This is a genomic window from Streptomyces europaeiscabiei (genome assembly GCF_001550375.1).
Taxonomy (GTDB): domain Bacteria; phylum Actinomycetota; class Actinomycetes; order Streptomycetales; family Streptomycetaceae; genus Streptomyces; species Streptomyces europaeiscabiei.
This window is the reverse complement of sequence record NZ_LRTR01000167.1, coordinates 12,309-28,315: the sequence shown is the minus strand read 5'-3', so window position 1 is coordinate 28,315 and position 16,007 is coordinate 12,309. Positions and strand designations below refer to the sequence as shown.

General features: G+C 69.0%; 14 protein-coding genes and 1 riboswitch. Of the genes, 6 read left to right on the top strand and 8 right to left on the bottom strand.

Going from position 1 to position 16,007, the window contains the following annotated elements:
• Nucleotides 1–107: 107 nt before the first annotated feature.
• Nucleotides 108–243: riboswitch (cobalamin riboswitch) on the bottom strand.
• Nucleotides 244–306: 63 nt separating this feature from the next.
• The 4 genes from AWZ10_RS07925 to AWZ10_RS07910 all read right to left on the bottom strand — a co-directional run bounded on the left by AWZ10_RS07925 (nucleotide 307) and on the right by AWZ10_RS07910 (nucleotide 4,135).
• Nucleotides 307–813, bottom strand: a complete 507-nt coding sequence (locus tag AWZ10_RS07925) for a GNAT family N-acetyltransferase (RefSeq protein WP_060890751.1) — start codon at nucleotides 811–813, stop codon at nucleotides 307–309.
• A gap of 207 nt (nucleotides 814–1,020) precedes the next feature.
• Nucleotides 1,021–2,010, bottom strand: a complete 990-nt coding sequence (locus AWZ10_RS07920) for a nucleoside hydrolase (RefSeq protein ID WP_060890750.1) — start codon at nucleotides 2,008–2,010, stop codon at nucleotides 1,021–1,023.
• A gap of 233 nt (nucleotides 2,011–2,243) precedes the next feature.
• Nucleotides 2,244–3,869 (bottom strand): monocarboxylate uptake permease MctP, encoded by a 1,626-nt coding sequence (gene mctP, locus AWZ10_RS07915; protein ID WP_060890749.1) that lies wholly within the window; start codon nucleotides 3,867–3,869, stop codon nucleotides 2,244–2,246.
• The gene (locus AWZ10_RS07910; protein WP_078935519.1) at nucleotides 3,866–4,135 is read right to left on the bottom strand and encodes a DUF3311 domain-containing protein; all 270 of its coding nucleotides are present in this window, start codon (nucleotides 4,133–4,135) and stop codon (nucleotides 3,866–3,868) included. Before AWZ10_RS07910 ends, mctP begins: the two co-directional genes overlap by 4 nt.
• A 124-nt stretch (nucleotides 4,136–4,259) precedes the next feature.
• Between AWZ10_RS07910 and AWZ10_RS55715 the strand changes: the two genes are divergently transcribed.
• Nucleotides 4,260–4,523, top strand: a complete 264-nt coding sequence (locus tag AWZ10_RS55715) for a hypothetical protein (protein WP_046706902.1) — start codon at nucleotides 4,260–4,262, stop codon at nucleotides 4,521–4,523.
• A 242-nt stretch (nucleotides 4,524–4,765) separates the two neighbouring features.
• Here AWZ10_RS55715 and AWZ10_RS07900 read toward each other — a convergent pair whose 3' ends face one another.
• Nucleotides 4,766–5,530, bottom strand: coding sequence for a GntR family transcriptional regulator (locus tag AWZ10_RS07900; protein WP_037695123.1), 765 nt, complete (start codon nucleotides 5,528–5,530; stop codon nucleotides 4,766–4,768).
• Between the two features lie 368 nt (nucleotides 5,531–5,898).
• On the opposite strand from AWZ10_RS07900, the gene AWZ10_RS07895 reads away from it, so the two are divergent.
• The 4 genes from AWZ10_RS07895 to AWZ10_RS07880 all read left to right on the top strand — a co-directional run bounded on the left by AWZ10_RS07895 (nucleotide 5,899) and on the right by AWZ10_RS07880 (nucleotide 10,832).
• The gene (locus tag AWZ10_RS07895; protein ID WP_046706901.1) at nucleotides 5,899–7,179 is read left to right on the top strand and encodes an extracellular solute-binding protein; all 1,281 of its coding nucleotides are present in this window, start codon (nucleotides 5,899–5,901) and stop codon (nucleotides 7,177–7,179) included.
• A 244-nt stretch (nucleotides 7,180–7,423) separates the two neighbouring features.
• Complete coding sequence (locus tag AWZ10_RS07890; protein WP_046706900.1) at nucleotides 7,424–8,416, top strand: carbohydrate ABC transporter permease; 993 nt, start codon at nucleotides 7,424–7,426, stop codon at nucleotides 8,414–8,416.
• Nucleotides 8,413–9,276, top strand: coding sequence for a carbohydrate ABC transporter permease (locus AWZ10_RS07885; protein ID WP_046706899.1), 864 nt, complete (start codon nucleotides 8,413–8,415; stop codon nucleotides 9,274–9,276). The genes AWZ10_RS07890 and AWZ10_RS07885 overlap by 4 nt, the downstream gene beginning before the upstream one ends.
• 8 nt (nucleotides 9,277–9,284) lie before the next feature.
• Nucleotides 9,285–10,832, top strand: a complete 1,548-nt coding sequence (locus tag AWZ10_RS07880; protein ID WP_060890748.1) for a glycoside hydrolase family 3 protein — start codon at nucleotides 9,285–9,287, stop codon at nucleotides 10,830–10,832.
• A gap of 205 nt (nucleotides 10,833–11,037) precedes the next feature.
• Here the strand turns inward: AWZ10_RS07880 and nagB are convergent, their stop codons facing one another.
• Nucleotides 11,038–11,823: a glucosamine-6-phosphate deaminase gene (nagB, locus tag AWZ10_RS07875; RefSeq protein WP_046706897.1), complete on the bottom strand. Its 786-nt coding sequence runs from the start codon at nucleotides 11,821–11,823 to the stop codon at nucleotides 11,038–11,040.
• An 807-nt stretch (nucleotides 11,824–12,630) separates the two neighbouring features.
• On the opposite strand from nagB, the gene AWZ10_RS07870 reads away from it, so the two are divergent.
• The gene (locus AWZ10_RS07870) at nucleotides 12,631–14,106 is read left to right on the top strand and encodes a sensor histidine kinase (protein ID WP_078935518.1); all 1,476 of its coding nucleotides are present in this window, start codon (nucleotides 12,631–12,633) and stop codon (nucleotides 14,104–14,106) included.
• Between the two features lie 233 nt (nucleotides 14,107–14,339).
• On the opposite strand, the gene AWZ10_RS07865 is transcribed toward AWZ10_RS07870, so the two are convergent.
• A complete protein-coding gene (locus AWZ10_RS07865; protein WP_003992873.1) occupies nucleotides 14,340–14,597 on the bottom strand; it encodes a WhiB family transcriptional regulator in 258 nt (85 codons plus the stop codon).
• Between the two features lie 318 nt (nucleotides 14,598–14,915).
• Nucleotides 14,916–15,887: a diacylglycerol/lipid kinase family protein gene (locus tag AWZ10_RS07860; RefSeq protein WP_037695143.1), complete on the bottom strand. Its 972-nt coding sequence runs from the start codon at nucleotides 15,885–15,887 to the stop codon at nucleotides 14,916–14,918.
• Between the last annotated feature and the right edge of the window lie 120 nt (nucleotides 15,888–16,007).

Below are 16,007 nucleotides of genomic sequence, written 5' to 3'. Positions count from 1 at the left end.
CTCGGCAAGGGGCCTTGCGGAGGGCAGGCGGCAGCACACGAACGCGCGGGGGCGTCGCGTCCACCGGCCCATTCCGCGAGGCCCGGACGTCAGGCACCCGGACCGGACGGCCGGGCGCGCTGTCAGCAGGTGTTCGGACTGAACAGGCGTGCGCAAATAGGTATGTACGCATGCGAGTACACCGTTGCGGGACAGTTCCGGATTCGCACCGGATTCCCCTGCGGCGACAGCGAGCATGAGCATACATCTAGTGCCGGGTCGCGATGGCACCCCCACATGTTGTGTCGCATTCGGCTTCGCAGGGTGTCAGAGCGTCAACTCATAGGTGATCAGCGAGATGTCCAGGACGTCGGGGAGGGGGTTCCAGTCGCGCTCCGGTGTGCGAGTGAAGCCCAGGCGTTCGTAGATCCGATGGGCCGCGCGCATGGTGCGGTGGGTCGACAGCACGACGCGTACACAGCCCTCCACGGTCCGGGCGCGCTCCACACAGGCCCGGACGAGGGCCTCGCCGACGCCTCGCCCGCGCGCTTTTGGGGCAACCGCGAGCATCCGTATCTCGGCCTCTCCCGCAGAGGCGATGTCGGCCATGGGGCCGCCCGCCGGGACGAAGGTCACACCGCCGAGCACCCGGCCGTCCGCCAGGGCCACGAGCACGTCGGCCGCGGCGGCCCGCTTCGCCACGTCCCGCAGCTCACCGAGGTACACATCGCTCTCCCCGAAGTCCAGCAGTCCGTCGCCGAGGTAGGCCTGCGCGGTGATCTCGCCGAGGGTGGCGTACTCATCGGGGGCCACGTGCCTGATCGTGATGTCCATGCGTCGCAGTTTGCATCAGGGGCGGCTTTGCGGGGCCGCGGTTTTCCACAGGGGCCGTCGCTTGTCGGATGATCCGATCTGCTCGTCCCTGGGTGATCCGAGCCGCTCGGTATACGGATGATCCGAGCCGCTCGGCCCTTGGATGATCCGAGCCGCTGCCGGTCCACGGACGATCCGAGCCGTCGGTCCATGGACGATCGGACCGGGTCAGCTCACCGCCGGCCACCGCGGCAGCGTGGCCACGAAGTCCTTGGTGAAGTCGCGGGTGCCCGGCCCCAGGGCGACGCGGCCGGTGGCGCGGAGGCGGGCGCTCAGGGAGGGGGACTCGGAGTAGTAGACGCGCCGGGCGGCGGCCGGCACGAACACGGTCTGGCCGCGCGTGAGTTCGCTCGCGCACTCCACGACGACGGCCCCCTCGGCGGCCTCGACGAACGCCTCGTCCCCACAGACCCCCACGGCCAGCGGATCGTGCAGCGGACAGGTGCCGTCTCCGCCGTGGCGGGTGTAGGCGTCCATGTAGGTGCGCATCAGCCGGGCGGCGAGGGCCGTCCCCGGGCCCGCGGCCTCCAGTGCGGCGAGGTCGGCGGGGCGGAACAGCCAGCGGTGCGAGGCATCCAGGTCGACCATGGTGAACGGGATGCCGGAGGAGAGCACGATCTCGGCGGCGTCCGGGTCGGCCCAGATGTTGAACTCGGCGACCGGGGTGAAGTTCCCCGGCACCTGGGCGGCGCCGCCCATGAACACGAACCTGCCGACGCGGTGGGCGAAGTCCGGGTCCTCCAGCAGTGCCACGGCCACGTTCGTGAGCGGGCCCGTGGCGCACACCGTCAGCTCACCCTCGTACTCCCGCGAGAGCCGGAGCAGCGCCTGTGCGGACGACTCCTTCGAGTGCGGGGCCGTCGAGTCGGGCAGTGTCTCGTCGCCGAGGCCTGCCGGGCCGTGGAAGGCGGAGGCCTCCCGGTAGGGGAGCCGGGACAGGGGGCGGCCCGCGCCTCGGTGCACCGGGACGTCGCCGTCGATGCGGAGGGCGCGGGACAGGGCGCGGGCGTTGGCGTAGGTCGACTCGGCGGGGAGATTGCCGCCGACCGACGTGTACGCCTTGAGATCCCACAGGCCTGTGCCGAGGAGGTACTGCAGGGCCACGGCGTCGTCGATACCGGGGTCGCTGTCCAGGACGATCGGGGTGCGAGCGGTCACCTGGTCAGGGTAGCCGGGTGTTTTGCGCCCCCGCCGCCCCTACCCGTCCCATCCCCAGGGGCTCTGCCCCTTCGACCCCGAGGGGCTCGTTGTCGATGCGGGTGGTGGGGGCTTCTCGCGCCGTTCCCCGCGCCCCTTGACGGGCCTGCGGCCCTTCGGGGGCGCGGATGGGGGACGAAGGAGCGGCGGGGGCTGAGAAACCACCCCGCGCCGCCCCGGGACCCGGCAGCCGTCTAGTGCCCCGCCCCCGCCGTCGCCGGCGGCAGCTCGACCTGGACGCCCTTGTCGCCCGCGTCCGCCGTGTAGTCCTCCGGCTTGGTCTCGTCGATGCCTTCGGGGGCCTTGAACGCCCGTAGGACGAAGGTGAGGACCACCGTGACCACGACGTTGAGGACGAAGGCCGTCAGGCCGATGTAGCCGATCTCGCCGATGCCGGGGATCTCCGCGGAGGAGCCGCCGAAGTGCTTCTGCGTGGGGGAGGCCACGCCGTACGCGGCGATCGTCCCGTAGAGCATGCCGACGGCCCAGCCGGCGAGGAGGGCCCAGCGGTGGCACCAACGGGTGAAGAGGCCGCCGACGAGGGCCGGGAAGGTCTGGAGGATCCAGATGCCGCCCAGGAGCTGGAAGTTGATGGCGACCGTCTTGTCCATGGTGAGGACGAAGGCCAGCGCGCCCACCTTCACCAACAGGGACACCAGCTTGGAGACCTTGGTCTCCTGCGCGGGCGTGGCGTCCGGCTTGATGAAGTCCTTGTAGATGTTGCGGGTGAAGAGGTTCGCCGCCGCGATGGACATGATCGCCGCGGGGACCAGGGCCCCGATGCCGATGGCCGCGAAGGCGACGCCCGCGAACCAGTCGGGGAACATCGTCTCGAACAGCTGCGGGATCGCCAGCTGGCCGTTCTGCACCTGGATCCCGGCCGCGATCGCCATGAAGCCCAGCAGGGCGAGCAGCCCCAGCATCAGCGAGTACAGCGGCAGGATCGTCGTGTTGCGGCGGATGACCTCGCGGCTCCTGGACGACAGCGTCGCCGTGATCGAGTGCGGGTACATGAACAGCGCCAGTGCCGAGCCGAGGGCCAGCGTCGCGTACGTCCACTGGTTGGCGTCACCGGGGACGAGGGCGCCGCGCGGCTTGTCCGTCGCCGGGTTGGTCTGGCCGTACGCCTCGCCCGCCTTGGCGAAGATGTCGTCGAAGCCGCCGAGCTTGATCGGGATGTAGATGATCGCCACCGCGATGACGATGTAGATCAGGGTGTCCTTCACGAACGCGATCAGTGCGGGGGCACGGAGACCGGAGGAGTAGGTGTAGGCCGCCAGGACTCCGAACGCGATCAGCAGCGGCAGGTCCTTGATGAACCAGTTGGTGTTCTCGCCGCCGCCCACGCCCATCACGTCCAGCACGGCCTGGATGCCGACGAGTTGGAGGGCGATGTAGGGCATCGTCGCCAGGATGCCGGTGAGGGCGACCGCCAGCGACAGGCCCTTCGAGCCGAAGCGGCCGCGTACGAAGTCCGAGGTCGTCACGTAGCCGTGCTTGTGGGAGACCGACCACAGGCGGGGCAGGAACGTGAAGATCAGCGGGTAGACGAGGATCGTGTACGGCACGGCGAAGAAGCCGGCCGCGCCCGCCGCGTAGATCGCCGCGGGGACGGCGACGAAGGTGTACGCCGTGTAGAGGTCGCCGCCGAGCAGGAACCAGGTGACCCAGGTGCCGAACGACCGGCCGCCGAGCCCCCATTCGTCGAGGCTGTCGTTCTCGGCCTTGCGCCAGCGCGCGGCCAGGAAGCCCATGACCGTGACGGCCAGGAAGAAGAAGATGAAGACGGCGAGTGCCACGCCGTTCACGCCGTCCTTCACTTCGCGGCACCCCCGGCCCGGGTCTCGGACTTGCGGGAGCGCTGGTCGCGCTGCCACAGGACGTACGCGGTGGCCGTGAGCGCGGTGGAGATGAACACCCAGGCCATCTGGTACCAGTAGAAGAAGGGGATTCCGATGAACGCCGGGTCCGTCTTGGCGTACGAACCGACCCAGAGCATCGCCACGAACGGGGCTAGCAGGCACAAGGCGATGACCACCCTGACAGGTGTCACCACCGGTGGTCTCACTTCAGGCGTTTCTGACATGTCCCGGTTCCGTCCCCTCACTGATCGCCACTGGTCACCTGCGCAACGCGCAGGAAATGTAAGGGACGGGTTCCGTCGTATGGAACCCCCTGTCCGGATAACGGATGCGGAGGTTGTGTGTTCAGTGGCAGCGGAACCGCTGGTGGAGGTCCGCTTCCTGTCGATCCGTCCGCATGCGCTCGAACTCCCGTCGGGGCGGCACGGGAGCGTCGGGGGCATGGGTGCACGGATGTCCACGCAGCGGTCGTACGCCGACTCGCCGATCAGCTCCCGTATGTATCGGCGCGCACCCCTGGCCGCCCCGATCGCGCTGCCCGGCACCGACCGTCTGGCCGCATCACAGGCCAGGTCGAAGGGACACGGGCAGACCCTCCGTGCGGCGACGTGATGGCGTCCGGCTCCCGGCGGTCGGACGGGCGGGAGCCGATGCCGTCGTCGAGCCGATCGGCCGGGGTGGGCCCGGGACCGGGGACGCCTTCGAGTCCCTGCACGCGACCAGGTCGGGCGTAGCGGCGGTGGGCGATCGCGTACGACTCCGGCGTGGCTGCGGCCTTCCCCGGCTCGACCACGTTCAAGCCGGAGAGGTCCACTGGCCGCCGACACGTTCTCCTCCGGCGGCCCTGAAGCGGCTCAGTCCTGCGGGCGCTTGAGCCTCGCCACGAACTTGTACCGGTCACCTCGGTACACCGACCGTACCCATTCCACCGGCTGCCCTTCCTGGTCCAGCGAGTGCCGGGAGAGCATCAGCATCGGCAGGCCCACGTCCGTGCCCAGCAGGCCGGCCTCGCGCGGGGTGGCCAGTGAGGTCTCGATGGTCTCCTCGGCCTCGGCGAGACGGACGTCGTACACCTCGGCGAGCGCGGTGTAGAGGGAGGTGTACTTGACCAGCGACCTGCGCAGGGCCGGGAAGCGCTTGGCGCTCAGATGGGTCGTCTCGATCGCCATCGGCTCGCCGTTCGCCATGCGGAGGCGCTCGATGCGCAGGACCCGGCCGCCGGCGGTGATGTCGAGCTGCCCCGCCAGGGTGTCGTCGGCGGTGATGTAGCCGATGTCCAGCAGCTGGGAGGTGGGTTCGAGACCCTGGGCACGCATGTCCTCGGTGTACGAGGTGAGTTGCAGCGTCTGGGCGACCTTCGGTTTGGCGACGAACGTGCCCTTGCCCTGGATGCGCTCCAGCCGTCCCTCGACGACCAGCTCCTGCAGCGCCTGTCGCACGGTCGTGCGCGAAGTGTCGAACTCGGCGGCGAGGGTGCGCTCGGGAGGTACCGGCGTGCCGGGCGCCTGTGTCTCGGTCATGTCCAACAGATGCTTCTTCAGGCGGTAGTACTTGGGCACGCGTGCGGTACGGACGGTCGCCCCGTTCTCGTTCTCCGCACTGCTGACGTCGGTGCTCATGCTCCGCCTTCCCGGCTCCTCGTGGCGTGATCCCTCTGTATACCTTCGCAGGCCCCGCTGGTCTAGTCCACGGAAGGGTCTTCGCTGGTCCACTCCGCGAGGGTGCAGTGGTCTACCCGGAGAGTGTGGCTCAAGCCCGCGGTTTTCGCTGGCTTATTACATAAAGGTTCCTGCATATGTAGGTCGCATAACGGCTGGTGAGAGGGGGTTCGAGTGGCCTTGACACGGCGAATGGTCTGAGCCAAGCTCCGGCGTACTGGTCTACACCATTGGTCCAGGTCCTGGCCCCATGGGCGGTACGTCTGTCACCGCGGGGAGCAGGGGGGTTTGTGGCATCCCTGAGCAATGGCATCCCTGAGGAGGGTGGCGTGAAGAGGAAGCTGACGATCGCGGTCTGTATCGCGGGCATGATGGTCTCCATCGCGGCGTGCGGGGGCGGCGAGAAGAAGAGTGCGGACACCGGCGCGGACACCAAGGAGCTGACGGTCTGGCTCACGGTGGACGCGCAGAACAACTGGCCGGAACTGGTCAAGGCCGCCGACGCGGCGATCGAGAAGAAGCATCCCGGCATCACCATCACACACGAGTACTACGGCTGGCCCGACAAGAACGCCAAGCTCGACGCCGTCCTCGCCACCGACAAGGCCCCCGACGTGGTCGAGATGGGCAACACGGAGATGCTCGCCTACATGGTCAAGGGCGCCTTCGCCCCCCTCGACGCGGCGAAGTTCGACCACTCCGACGCCTGGCTGGACGGCCTCAAGGCCTCCGTCACCTACGAGGGCAAGACCTACGGCGTCCCGTACTACGCCGGTGGCCGCGTCGCCAACTGGCGCAAGGACGTCTTCGCCGCGGCGGGCGTCAAATCCACCCCGAAGACGTACGACGAGCTCACCGCCGCCCTCGACAAGGTCCAGAAGAAGCGGGGCGACAAGTTCAGCGCCTGGTACCAGCCCACCCGCGACTGGTACGCGGCCATGTCCTTCGTCTACGACGCCGGCGGCTCCATAGCCGTCGAGTCCGGCGGCAAGTGGAAGGCCAGCCTCTCCTCGCCCGAGTCCGTCAAGGGGCTCAACGCGTTCAAGAACGTCGTCGACACGTACATGCACGGCGACAAGACCAAGGACGAGTCCGACCGGTACATCGTTTACGGCCAGGGCAAGTCCGGCATGATCTTCGCCCCCGCATGGGAGGGCGCGACCGCCGCGGCCAAGGAGAACGACAAGACCGGCAAGCTCGAAGGCAACGTCGAGAACTTCGTGATGCCCGGCCCGTCCGGCAAGAACCTGCCCGTCTTCCTCGGCGGCAGCGACCTCGCCGTCCCGGTGAAGTCCGACGCGCAGACCGTCGCCGCCGAGTGGATCAACGCCTTCACCGGCCCCTCCGGCCAGAAGGGCCTGATCGAGAAGGGCAACCTGCCCAACAACAAGACCGACCTCGCCACCCTGAAGGACGACCCGGCGACGGCGGTCCCGGCCACCGCGGCCGAGTCCAACTGGTTCGTCCCGATGGCGCCCGGCTGGGGCCAGGTCGAGAAGGCCCAGATCCTGCAGACGATGCTGCAGTCCATCGGCACCGGCAAGCAGTCGGTCGAGGAGGCCGCGAAGGAAGCGGACGCCGAGATCGACAAGGTCATCAACAACGAGTGAGGGTGGCCTGCGGTCGGGCCCGGCGGACGGTGCCGGGCCCGACCGGGGGCGTCACAAACCGGTGCGTGACACGGACCGGCGCATGCCACGGACCGGTGCGTGACACATGCCGGTGGGTGACACCAGAAAGTGCCGCGATGGGTGGTCGGCTCGCTGCCCGTGCGTCGTGGCTGGTCGCGCAGTTCCCCGCGCCCCTTCGGGGCGCCCGCTGCCGGCCCCTCCTTCATCTCCTTAGGAGCGCGCGATGAGTGCCGCAGACACGACTGCCCCGGTGAAGGTGCCGCCCGCGCGGCCGGCGCCGCCGCCACCTCCGCCGGTGGGCACCCGGAGTTCGGCCGAGCGTTCGGCAGGCGGATCCGCTGTCCCCTGGGCTCTCCTGGCCCCCTGCCTGCTGATTCTCGCCGTCGTCCTCGGCTATCCGCTGGTCCGCCTCGTCACCCTGTCCTTCCAGGAGTTCGGCCAGTCCCAGCTGTGGGGGTTCAAGCCCGCCGAGTCGGTCGGCTTCGACAACTTCTCCAAGGTGCTGGGGGACAGCGAGTTCTGGGCGGTCGTCGTCCGGACCATCGTCTTCGCCGCCGCCTCCGTCATCCTCACGATGGTCATCGGCATGGCGATCGCCCTGCTGCTCCAGCGGGTCTCCGGCTGGGTGAAGACGCTCATCAACATCGCGCTCGTGGCGAGCTGGGGCATGCCGATCATCGTGGCCACCACCGTCTTCAAGTGGCTCTTCGACTCCGACTACGGCATCTTCAACGCGCTCCTCAGCAAGCTCCCCGGCGTCGACATGATCGGCCACAACTGGTTCGCCAGCGGACCCGAGGGCCTGGCCGTCATCACACTCCTCGTGGTGTGGGGCGCGGTGCCGTTCGTCGTCATCACCCTCGGCGCCGGACTCACCCAGGTCCCCAAGGAGTTGGAGGAGGCCGCCCGCCTCGACGGCGCCGGCGCGTGGGGCGTGTTCCGCTATGTCACCCTCCCCATCCTCAAGCCGATCATCGTGATGCTCACGACCCTCTCCGTCATCTGGGACATGGGCGTCTTCCCGCAGGTCTTCGTGATGCGTAACGGCCACCCGGAGGCCGAGTTCCAGTTGCTCACGACCTATTCGTACGACAAGGCGTTCGTCGTCAACGACTACGCGCAGGGCTCGGCGATCGCACTGCTGACCGTGGTGCTGCTGCTCGGCGTGATCGGCGTCTACATGCGCCAGATGCTGAAGATCGGAGAAGTCGAATGAGCGGCACGAGCACGATCGCCACCCGGGGAAGCCGCTCGGGGCGCCGGAAGCCGAAGCTCGGCTGGAACCTCCTCGGCCTGTTCGTCTTCGTCACCGCGGGCTTCCCCGTCTACTGGATGCTCAACACGGCGTTCAAGCCCGCCAAGGACGCGATCGACCCCGACCCCAGCCTGCTGCCCACGTCGATCACCTTCGCCAACTTCGGCCGGGCGCTGGACATCGCCGACTTCTGGGGTCCCGTCGGCCGCAGCCTGATCGTCTCCCTCACGGTCGTCGTGATCGGCATCGTCGTCGGCATGCTGGCCGCCCTCGCCATCTCCCGCTTCGCCTTCCGCGGCCGGAAAGTGGTCATCGTCGGCATCCTGGCCGTGCAGATGGTCCCGCTCGTCGCGATGATCATCCCGGTCTTCCTGCTCCTGAACGACCTCGGCCAGTACGACCGTCTGACCGGCCTGATCATCACCTACCTGACCTTCATCCTTCCGTTCACCGTGTGGACGCTGCGCGGCTTCATCGTCAACATCCCGCGCGAACTGGAGGAGGCGGCCATGGTCGACGGCTGCTCCCGCACCACCGCCTTCCTCCGCGTGGTGTTCCCGCTGCTCGCGCCGGGCATGGTGGCGACCTCGGTCTACGGCTTCATCCAGGCGTGGAACGAGTACCTCTACGCCCTGATGCTGATGAGCCAGCAGAACCAGACCGCGACCGTCTGGCTCGGCAACTTCACCACCAAGCACGGCACCGAATACGCCCCGATGATGGCCGGCTCCACCATGATGGCCGTGCCGATCGTCGTCCTCTTCCTCCTCGTCCAGCGCAAGATGGCCGCGGGCCTCACCGCGGGCGCCGTGAAGGGATAACCACCCCGATGACGACATTCGCCACCGGCTCGCCCGGTTCTTCTTCAGGGCAGGACAGCCTCGCGCGGGACGCGCTGACGGTGCTGCAGCCCGGCTTCACGGGCACCACCGCCCCCGACTGGCTGCTGCGCCGCCTCGGCGAGGGCCTCGCCTCCGTCGGCCTCTTCGGCCGCAACATCACCTCGCCCGGACAGCTGGCCGCCCTCACCGCACAGTTGCGTGCCGAGCACGAGGACGTCCTGGTCGCGATCGACGAGGAGGGCGGCGACGTCACCCGACTGGAGGTCCGCACCGGCTCCTCCTTCCCGGGCAACCACGCCCTGGGCGCGGTCGACGACGTGGACCTGACCAGGGAGGTCGCCCTCGCCCTGGGCCGCCGCCTGGCGGAGTGCGGCGTGAACCTCAACTGGGCCCCGTCGGCCGACGTGAACGCCAACCCCTCCAACCCGGTCATCGGGGTCCGCTCCTTCGGCGCCGACCCCGACCTGGTCGCCCGCCACACTGCCGCCTATGTCACCGGCCTCCAGGCCGCGGGCGTCGCCGCCTGCACCAAGCACTTCCCGGGGCACGGCGACACCGCCGTCGACTCCCACCTCTCCCTGCCCCGCATCGACGCGGACCGCTCACTCGTGGCCTCCCGGGACCTCGCCCCCTTCCGCGCCGCCATCGCCGCCGGTTCGCGCGCCATGATGAGCGCCCACATCCTGGTTCCGGCCCTGGACCCCGACCTCCCGGCAACGCTGTCCCACGGCATCCTCACGGACCTCCTCCGCGGTGAACTCGGCTACGACGGCCTCATCGTCACCGACGGCATGGAGATGCAGGCCATCGCCGGCACCTATGGCATCGAACACGGCAGCGTCCTCGCCCTCGCCGCCGGAGCCGACGCCATCTGCGTCGGCGGCGGCCTCGCCGACGACGAGACCGTCCGCCGCCTCCGCGACGCCCTCGTCGCCGCCGTCCGTGACGGCGACCTGGCGGAGGAACGTCTCGCGGACGCGGCGAACCGGGTCCGGGCACTGGCGAAGTGGACCCGGTCGGCGGCGGGGGGAGCGGGAGACGGTGACGGGACGGAGCGCGCAACCATCGGGGAGACCGGTCGCGCCGATGGGAACGTCGGTCTCGTGGCAGCCCGCCGTGCCCTCACGACGACCCGTGCGAAGCCCCACGAGACGCCCACCCAGCCTCTCTACGTCGCGGCCTTCACCCCGGTGGCGAACATCGCCGTGGGTGACGAGACCCCCTGGGGTGTCGGAGCGGAACTGGCCCGCCTCCTCCCGGGCACCGAGACGGGCACCTTCGCCGGCGACAGCGCCGGAGCCTCCGCCCTGGCGGTCGCCGGCAACCGCCGCATGGTCGCCGTCGTCCGCGACGAACACCGCCACCCCTGGATGACCACCGCCCTCGACACCCTCCTCGCCACCCGCCCCGACACGATCGTCGTGGAGATGGGCGTCCCCCAGTCCCCACCCCGAGGCTCCCTCCACATCGCGACCCACGGCGCGGCGAGGGTCTGCGGAAGAGCCGCGGCGGAGGTCATCGCCGGGGTGCGATAGAGGCCCAGCGCGAAACGAGGACCGGGGCGGCACAGGGTCGGGGGCAGAGGACCGGGGGGCGGCAAGGACTCCGTGAAGCCGCCGGTACCGCGGGCCCGGCAGCCACCCCCGCCACCCCCGCCCGAAGACAACCCGCAGTTCCACACAAGTGAGGCGCCACAGCCCTTCTCACCGGGCCGTGGCGCCTCCGCGCTCCCCGGCCGCCCTAGATCCCCTGCCAGTCAGGCTTGTTGCTGTACGTGTGCCGGAAGTAGTCCGCCAGCTTCAGCTTCGACGCGGCGCCCTCGTCCACCACGACGGTCGCGTGGCGGTGGAACTGCAACGCCGAGGCGGGACACACTGCTGCCACCGGCCCTTCCACGGTCGCCGCGACGGCGTCCGCCTTGCCCTCGCCCGTGGCGAGCAGCACCAGGTGCCGCGCCTCCAGGATCGTGCCGATGCCCTGGGTGATGACGTGGTGCGGCACCTGCTCGATGTCGCCGTCGAAGAACCGCGCGTTGTCGATCCGGGTCTGTTCGGTGAGCGTCTTGATCCGCGTCCGGGAGGCGAGCGAGGAGCATGGCTCGTTGAACCCGATGTGCCCGTCGGTCCCTATGCCGAGCAGTTGCAGATCCACACCGCCCGCCTCGGCCAGCGCCCTGTCGTACGCCTCGCACGCCCCCAGCACGTCCTCGGCGGTCCCGTCGGGCCCCATGAACGCGTCCAGGGCCAGCCCCAACGGCTCCAGCACCTCCCGCCGCAGCACCGAGCGGTACGACTCCGGATGCTCGGCCGGCAGCCCCACGTACTCGTCGAGCTGCGCGACCCGCGCCCGCGAGGCGTCCACGGCACCGGACCGCACCTTCTCCGCGAGCGCCGTGTAGATGGGCAGCGGGGTCGACCCCGTGGCCACCCCGAGCAGCGCCTCGGGCTTGCGCCGGAGCAGCTCCGCCATCGCCTCGGCTATGAGCCGCCCACCCGCCTTGGCATCCGGAACGATGACAACTTCCACGCTGTGCCTGCCGATCTGGAAAGTAAGGACTCAAGAAGACTCGACCGGCGCTTGCGGGGTCAAGCACTCCCATGTGGTGTAGACCAATCTAGCAGGGGTGGCTCCTGCCCCACAGGGGTCGACCGGTCGAGGGTCGTTCAGCGCAGGCGCAGCAGGGAGCCCCCGTCGCGTCGGGATGCCGACCCGACCCGTGATCCGGCGGGAGTCGGGCGAGGCCGGGAAAGCCACCACGTCCGCGACGTCGGAGGCCGTGCCGAAGTGCTTGAGGACCGAGACGGCCCCGAGCCCGACGCTCCACGGGGCCGGCCAAGGGGCCGGCCAAGGGGCCGGTCACGGGGCCGGCCGCGGCATTCCGGCCCGCCCTCGGGCCGAAGCGGGCTACTCTGCGTGTGAGTCGTCGGCGGATGTCGGACAATGGAACAACAACAAACATCCGCCAACGCATGGACACACGCAGTGGTCTAGTCAACAATGCGTGGTAGGGCATTTGATCGATCAGTGGCTCGCCGCCGACGATCGCACACGAACAAAGAACAAGCCTCCGTCTTCCCCGCACAGGAAGGCGGACCGAGGACCCGGCGCTCTCTGCCCTGACTGCACCGGATCCTCACCTTCGGCCGACTGGGACCGCACACCCCACGGCCGATGTTGCTCCGGGCTGCGGTGCCGGGAGGGCTGAGGGTCCCTCTCAGGCGCCGCGGCCCGCGGGTGTCTCCGGAGCCCTGCGGCAGCCGGTACCAGAGCCCGTACCGGCCACTCCCACCACTGTTTCCGGTCATGTCCGTACTGCCAGGTACGCTCGCACACGTGCCCTCCATGAACGAACTCGTCCGCCAGCACACCGCTCTCAGCGACTCCGACCTGGAGTGGTTGCATCTGCTGGTGTCGGAGTGGCAGCTGCTGTCCGACCTCTCCTTCGCCGACCTGGTTCTCTGGGTCCCCACGCGCGACGGCAACCGCTATGTCTCCGTGGCCCAGATGCGCCCCAACACCGGCCCCACCTCCTACCAGGACGACATGGTCGGCCACCTGGTCCCCCGAGGCCGCCGCCCCCTCCTGGACGCCGCCCACGACGAGGGCCGCATCGTCCGCGAGGGTGACCCCGAGTGGCGTGAGGAAGTGCCCGTGCGGGTCGAGTCCATCCCCGTGCGCAGGGAGGGCCGGGTGCTCGGCGTCATCGCGCGCAACACCAATCTGCTCACCGTGCGGACCCCGAGCCGGCTGGAGTTGACGTACCTCCAGAGCGCTTCCGACCTGGCCCAGATGATCGCCGCGGGCGCGTTCCCGTTCCCCGACCAGCAGGTCGACATGGACGCCTCGCCGCGCGTCGGCGACGGCCTCATCAGGCTCGACGCCGACGGCATCGTCCAGTACGCCTCGCCGAACGCCCTCTCCGCGTACCACCGCCTGGGCCTCGCCGCCGACCTCGTCGGTTGTCATCTCGGCCGTACGACCGCCGAACTCGCCCCCTCCCGGGGGCCGGTGGACGAGGCGCTGGCCAAGGTGGCGAGCGGGTGGGCGCCGCGTGAGTTCGAGATCGAGTCCGTCGAGGGAGTGATCCAGTTCCGCGCGATCCCCCTCAAGCCCAAGGGCTCGCGCATCGGTTCGCTGGTGCTGCTGCGGGACGTGACGGAACTGCGGCGCCGAGAGCGCGAGTTGATCACCAAGGACGCGACCATCCGGGAGATCCACCACCGGGTGAAGAACAACCTGCAGACCGTCGCCGCACTGCTGCGCCTTCAGGCCCGGCGTATCGAGTCCGAGCGTGGCCGCGAGGCCCTCGAAGAGGCGGTGCGACGGGTCGGGTCGATCGCCATCGTGCATGAGACGTTGTCCCAGAACCTGGACGAGCGGGTGGAGTTCGACGAGATCGCCGACCGGGTGCTCGCCATGGTCGCCGAGATCTCACCGGGCAAGGTCGTCGGCCGGCGCACCGGACGCTTCGGCATCCTGGACGCGGAGGTCGCCACCCCGCTCTCGATGGTCCTCACCGAGATCCTGCAGAACGCGCTCGAACACGGCTTCCGTGAAGGCGACTCCGGCACCGTGGAGGTCTCGGCCGTGCGCGGCGGCACCACCAAGGAGACCCGCCTCCTCGTCACCGTCCAGGACGACGGCGTCGGCCTCCCCGACGGTTTCGACCCGCACCGCTCGGGCAATCTCGGCCTGCAGATCGTACGGACGCTGGTGGAGGGCGAGTTGGGCGGCACCTTCGACATGGTCCGGGCTCCGGAGCGGGGCACCCAGGTGATCCTGGACATCCCGGTGCGGGCCCAGACGTAGCGGCGCGTACGACGGCCGAAGTCGTCGTGGCCACCATCGCTGTCCCACGGAAAGTCGTGGCCACCATTGCTGTCCCGCGGAAAAAAGCACCGAGCCCCGGACCATCATGTGGTCCGGGGCTCGGGCTCGTGGCTTGTTAAGCGCATCGGGGGCACTGCGCGCTGCGGCTCGGGGGCGGGAGAAGCGCACTCGCTGTGCGCGCCGCCAAGCTCAGGCTATTGTTGGGTGGGATGTCAGGCGGATGCCTGACGGGCCCGGTTGCGGGCGGCGCGGCGCTTCATGGCGCGGCGCTCGTCCTCGCTGAGACCACCCCAGACGCCGGAGTCCTGGCCGGACTCAAGCGCCCACTGCAGACACTGCTCGATAACCGGGCAGCGACGGCAGACAGCCTTGGCTTCCTCGATCTGCAGCAGCGCAGGACCGGTGTTGCCGATGGGGAAGAAGAGCTCGGGGTCTTCCTCGCGGCAAACGGCGTTGTGACGCCAGTCCATGGCTGCTACCTCTCCTTGGTATTACATGCACGTTGCTTGTGAATGTGAACGCTTTCACGAATCCCTCAACAAGTGAAGGGCCGATCACCAGACGGACTGGTGTGGTCCTGTGGATTGAGGAGGGATTCTGGCGCTCTCTTGAGCCGATATTGCGGGCTGTCCCGAGCGCCACGTAGAGACTCGCAAACCTCAGCGGCGGATACAACCCCTACCGGAAAGTTTTTTTTGATTCCTCGGTGTCGACTGCGTCACAGCCGTACTTCCATGGGGTGGACCCTGGTCTAAACGTTCGAGTGGAAGGACTTTTGCCCGTTCCGCTCACACAATCACACGCAGTGCACGACGTACGCCTGTGAACGTCACGCTCGTTCGCAGTCCGAGGTGGTCGCCGTCCATCTGAAGGGGGAGGGGGGCCTTCGAATGCAAGGTGAAGTCGGTCAGGTCGTGCAGGGTGGTGGCGTGCTTGCCACGGGGTCCGCGCTCGGGGGACGAAGTGAGCAACTGTGTGCCATATCGGGCGAGCGCGGGCGTCGACATGCGGCTGAGGCCGAGCACGTCGAGGCCTTTATCGAACGAGGCCTTAGGCGACGCGTACACCGGGCGATTACCCAGAAACGTCCACGGGGACGTGTTGCAGACTATGGACAGCACAAGATCGGAAATCGGGTCCTGGCCGGCCTGTTCCAAAGTGATCGTGCCGAGTCTGCGGTGGGGCTCTTCCAGAAACTGCCGGAAGGCCTGACGCAGGTAAAGAGCGTGTGTGGATTTCCGTCCGCGTTCCCGCTGTTGCTCGACCCGGCCGATCACACCCGCGTCGAATCCGAGGCCGGCACAGAACGTGAACCAGCGGGACGGCACCGCCTCGTCCTCCGTGCCCGGGGTGCCCGAGGCCATGCCCAGGCCGACCGTGCGCTCCCGGCTCTCGCGCAGGGCGTCGAGCAGGACGCCGGTCGCCTCCACGGCGTCGTTGGGCAGACCCAGGGCGCGTGCGAAGACGTTGGTGGAGCCGCCGGGGACCACGGCGAGGCGAGGAAGGCGGTCGGGGTCGGGGCCGTGGTGCAGCAGGCCGTTGACGACCTCGTTGACCGTGCCGTCTCCGCCGAGCGCGACCACCAGTTCGATGTCGTCCTTGCCCTCCGCGGCCTGCCGGGCGAGGTCCCGGGCGTGACCCCGGTACTCGGTGGTGACCGCCTCGAGCTTCATCTCGCTCGCGAGGGCGTGGATCAGCACATCGCGCGTACGTGCGCTGGTGGTGGTAGCCGCTGGATTGACCACGAGAAGTGCACGCATGGGTTGCAGGGTACCTACTGGGTGGTACCCGGCCCATACCGAGGTGCGGATCAAGGGGGAGATCGGGTAGTGACGATGAGCACGTGGGGGCGCGTGAAGGGGCGAGGGCTACCCTTCACG

Excerpts from the sequence above, each read along its gene's own strand:
- AWZ10_RS07925 (WP_060890751.1), bottom strand. The coding sequence starts at position 813 with ATGGACATCACGATCAGGCACGTGGCCCCCGATGAGTACGCCACCCTC.
- AWZ10_RS07890 (WP_046706900.1), top strand. The coding sequence starts at position 7,424 with ATGAGTGCCGCAGACACGACTGCCCCGGTGAAGGTGCCGCCCGCGCGG.
- AWZ10_RS07880 (WP_060890748.1), top strand. The coding sequence starts at position 9,285 with ATGACGACATTCGCCACCGGCTCGCCCGGTTCTTCTTCAGGGCAGGAC.
- AWZ10_RS07910 (WP_078935519.1), bottom strand. The coding sequence starts at position 4,135 with ATGTCAGAAACGCCTGAAGTGAGACCACCGGTGGTGACACCTGTCAGG.
- AWZ10_RS07885 (WP_046706899.1), top strand. The coding sequence starts at position 8,413 with ATGAGCGGCACGAGCACGATCGCCACCCGGGGAAGCCGCTCGGGGCGC.
- AWZ10_RS07865 (WP_003992873.1), bottom strand. The coding sequence starts at position 14,597 with ATGGACTGGCGTCACAACGCCGTTTGCCGCGAGGAAGACCCCGAGCTC.
- AWZ10_RS07860 (WP_037695143.1), bottom strand. The coding sequence starts at position 15,887 with ATGCGTGCACTTCTCGTGGTCAATCCAGCGGCTACCACCACCAGCGCA.
- AWZ10_RS07900 (WP_037695123.1), bottom strand. The coding sequence starts at position 5,530 with ATGAGCACCGACGTCAGCAGTGCGGAGAACGAGAACGGGGCGACCGTC.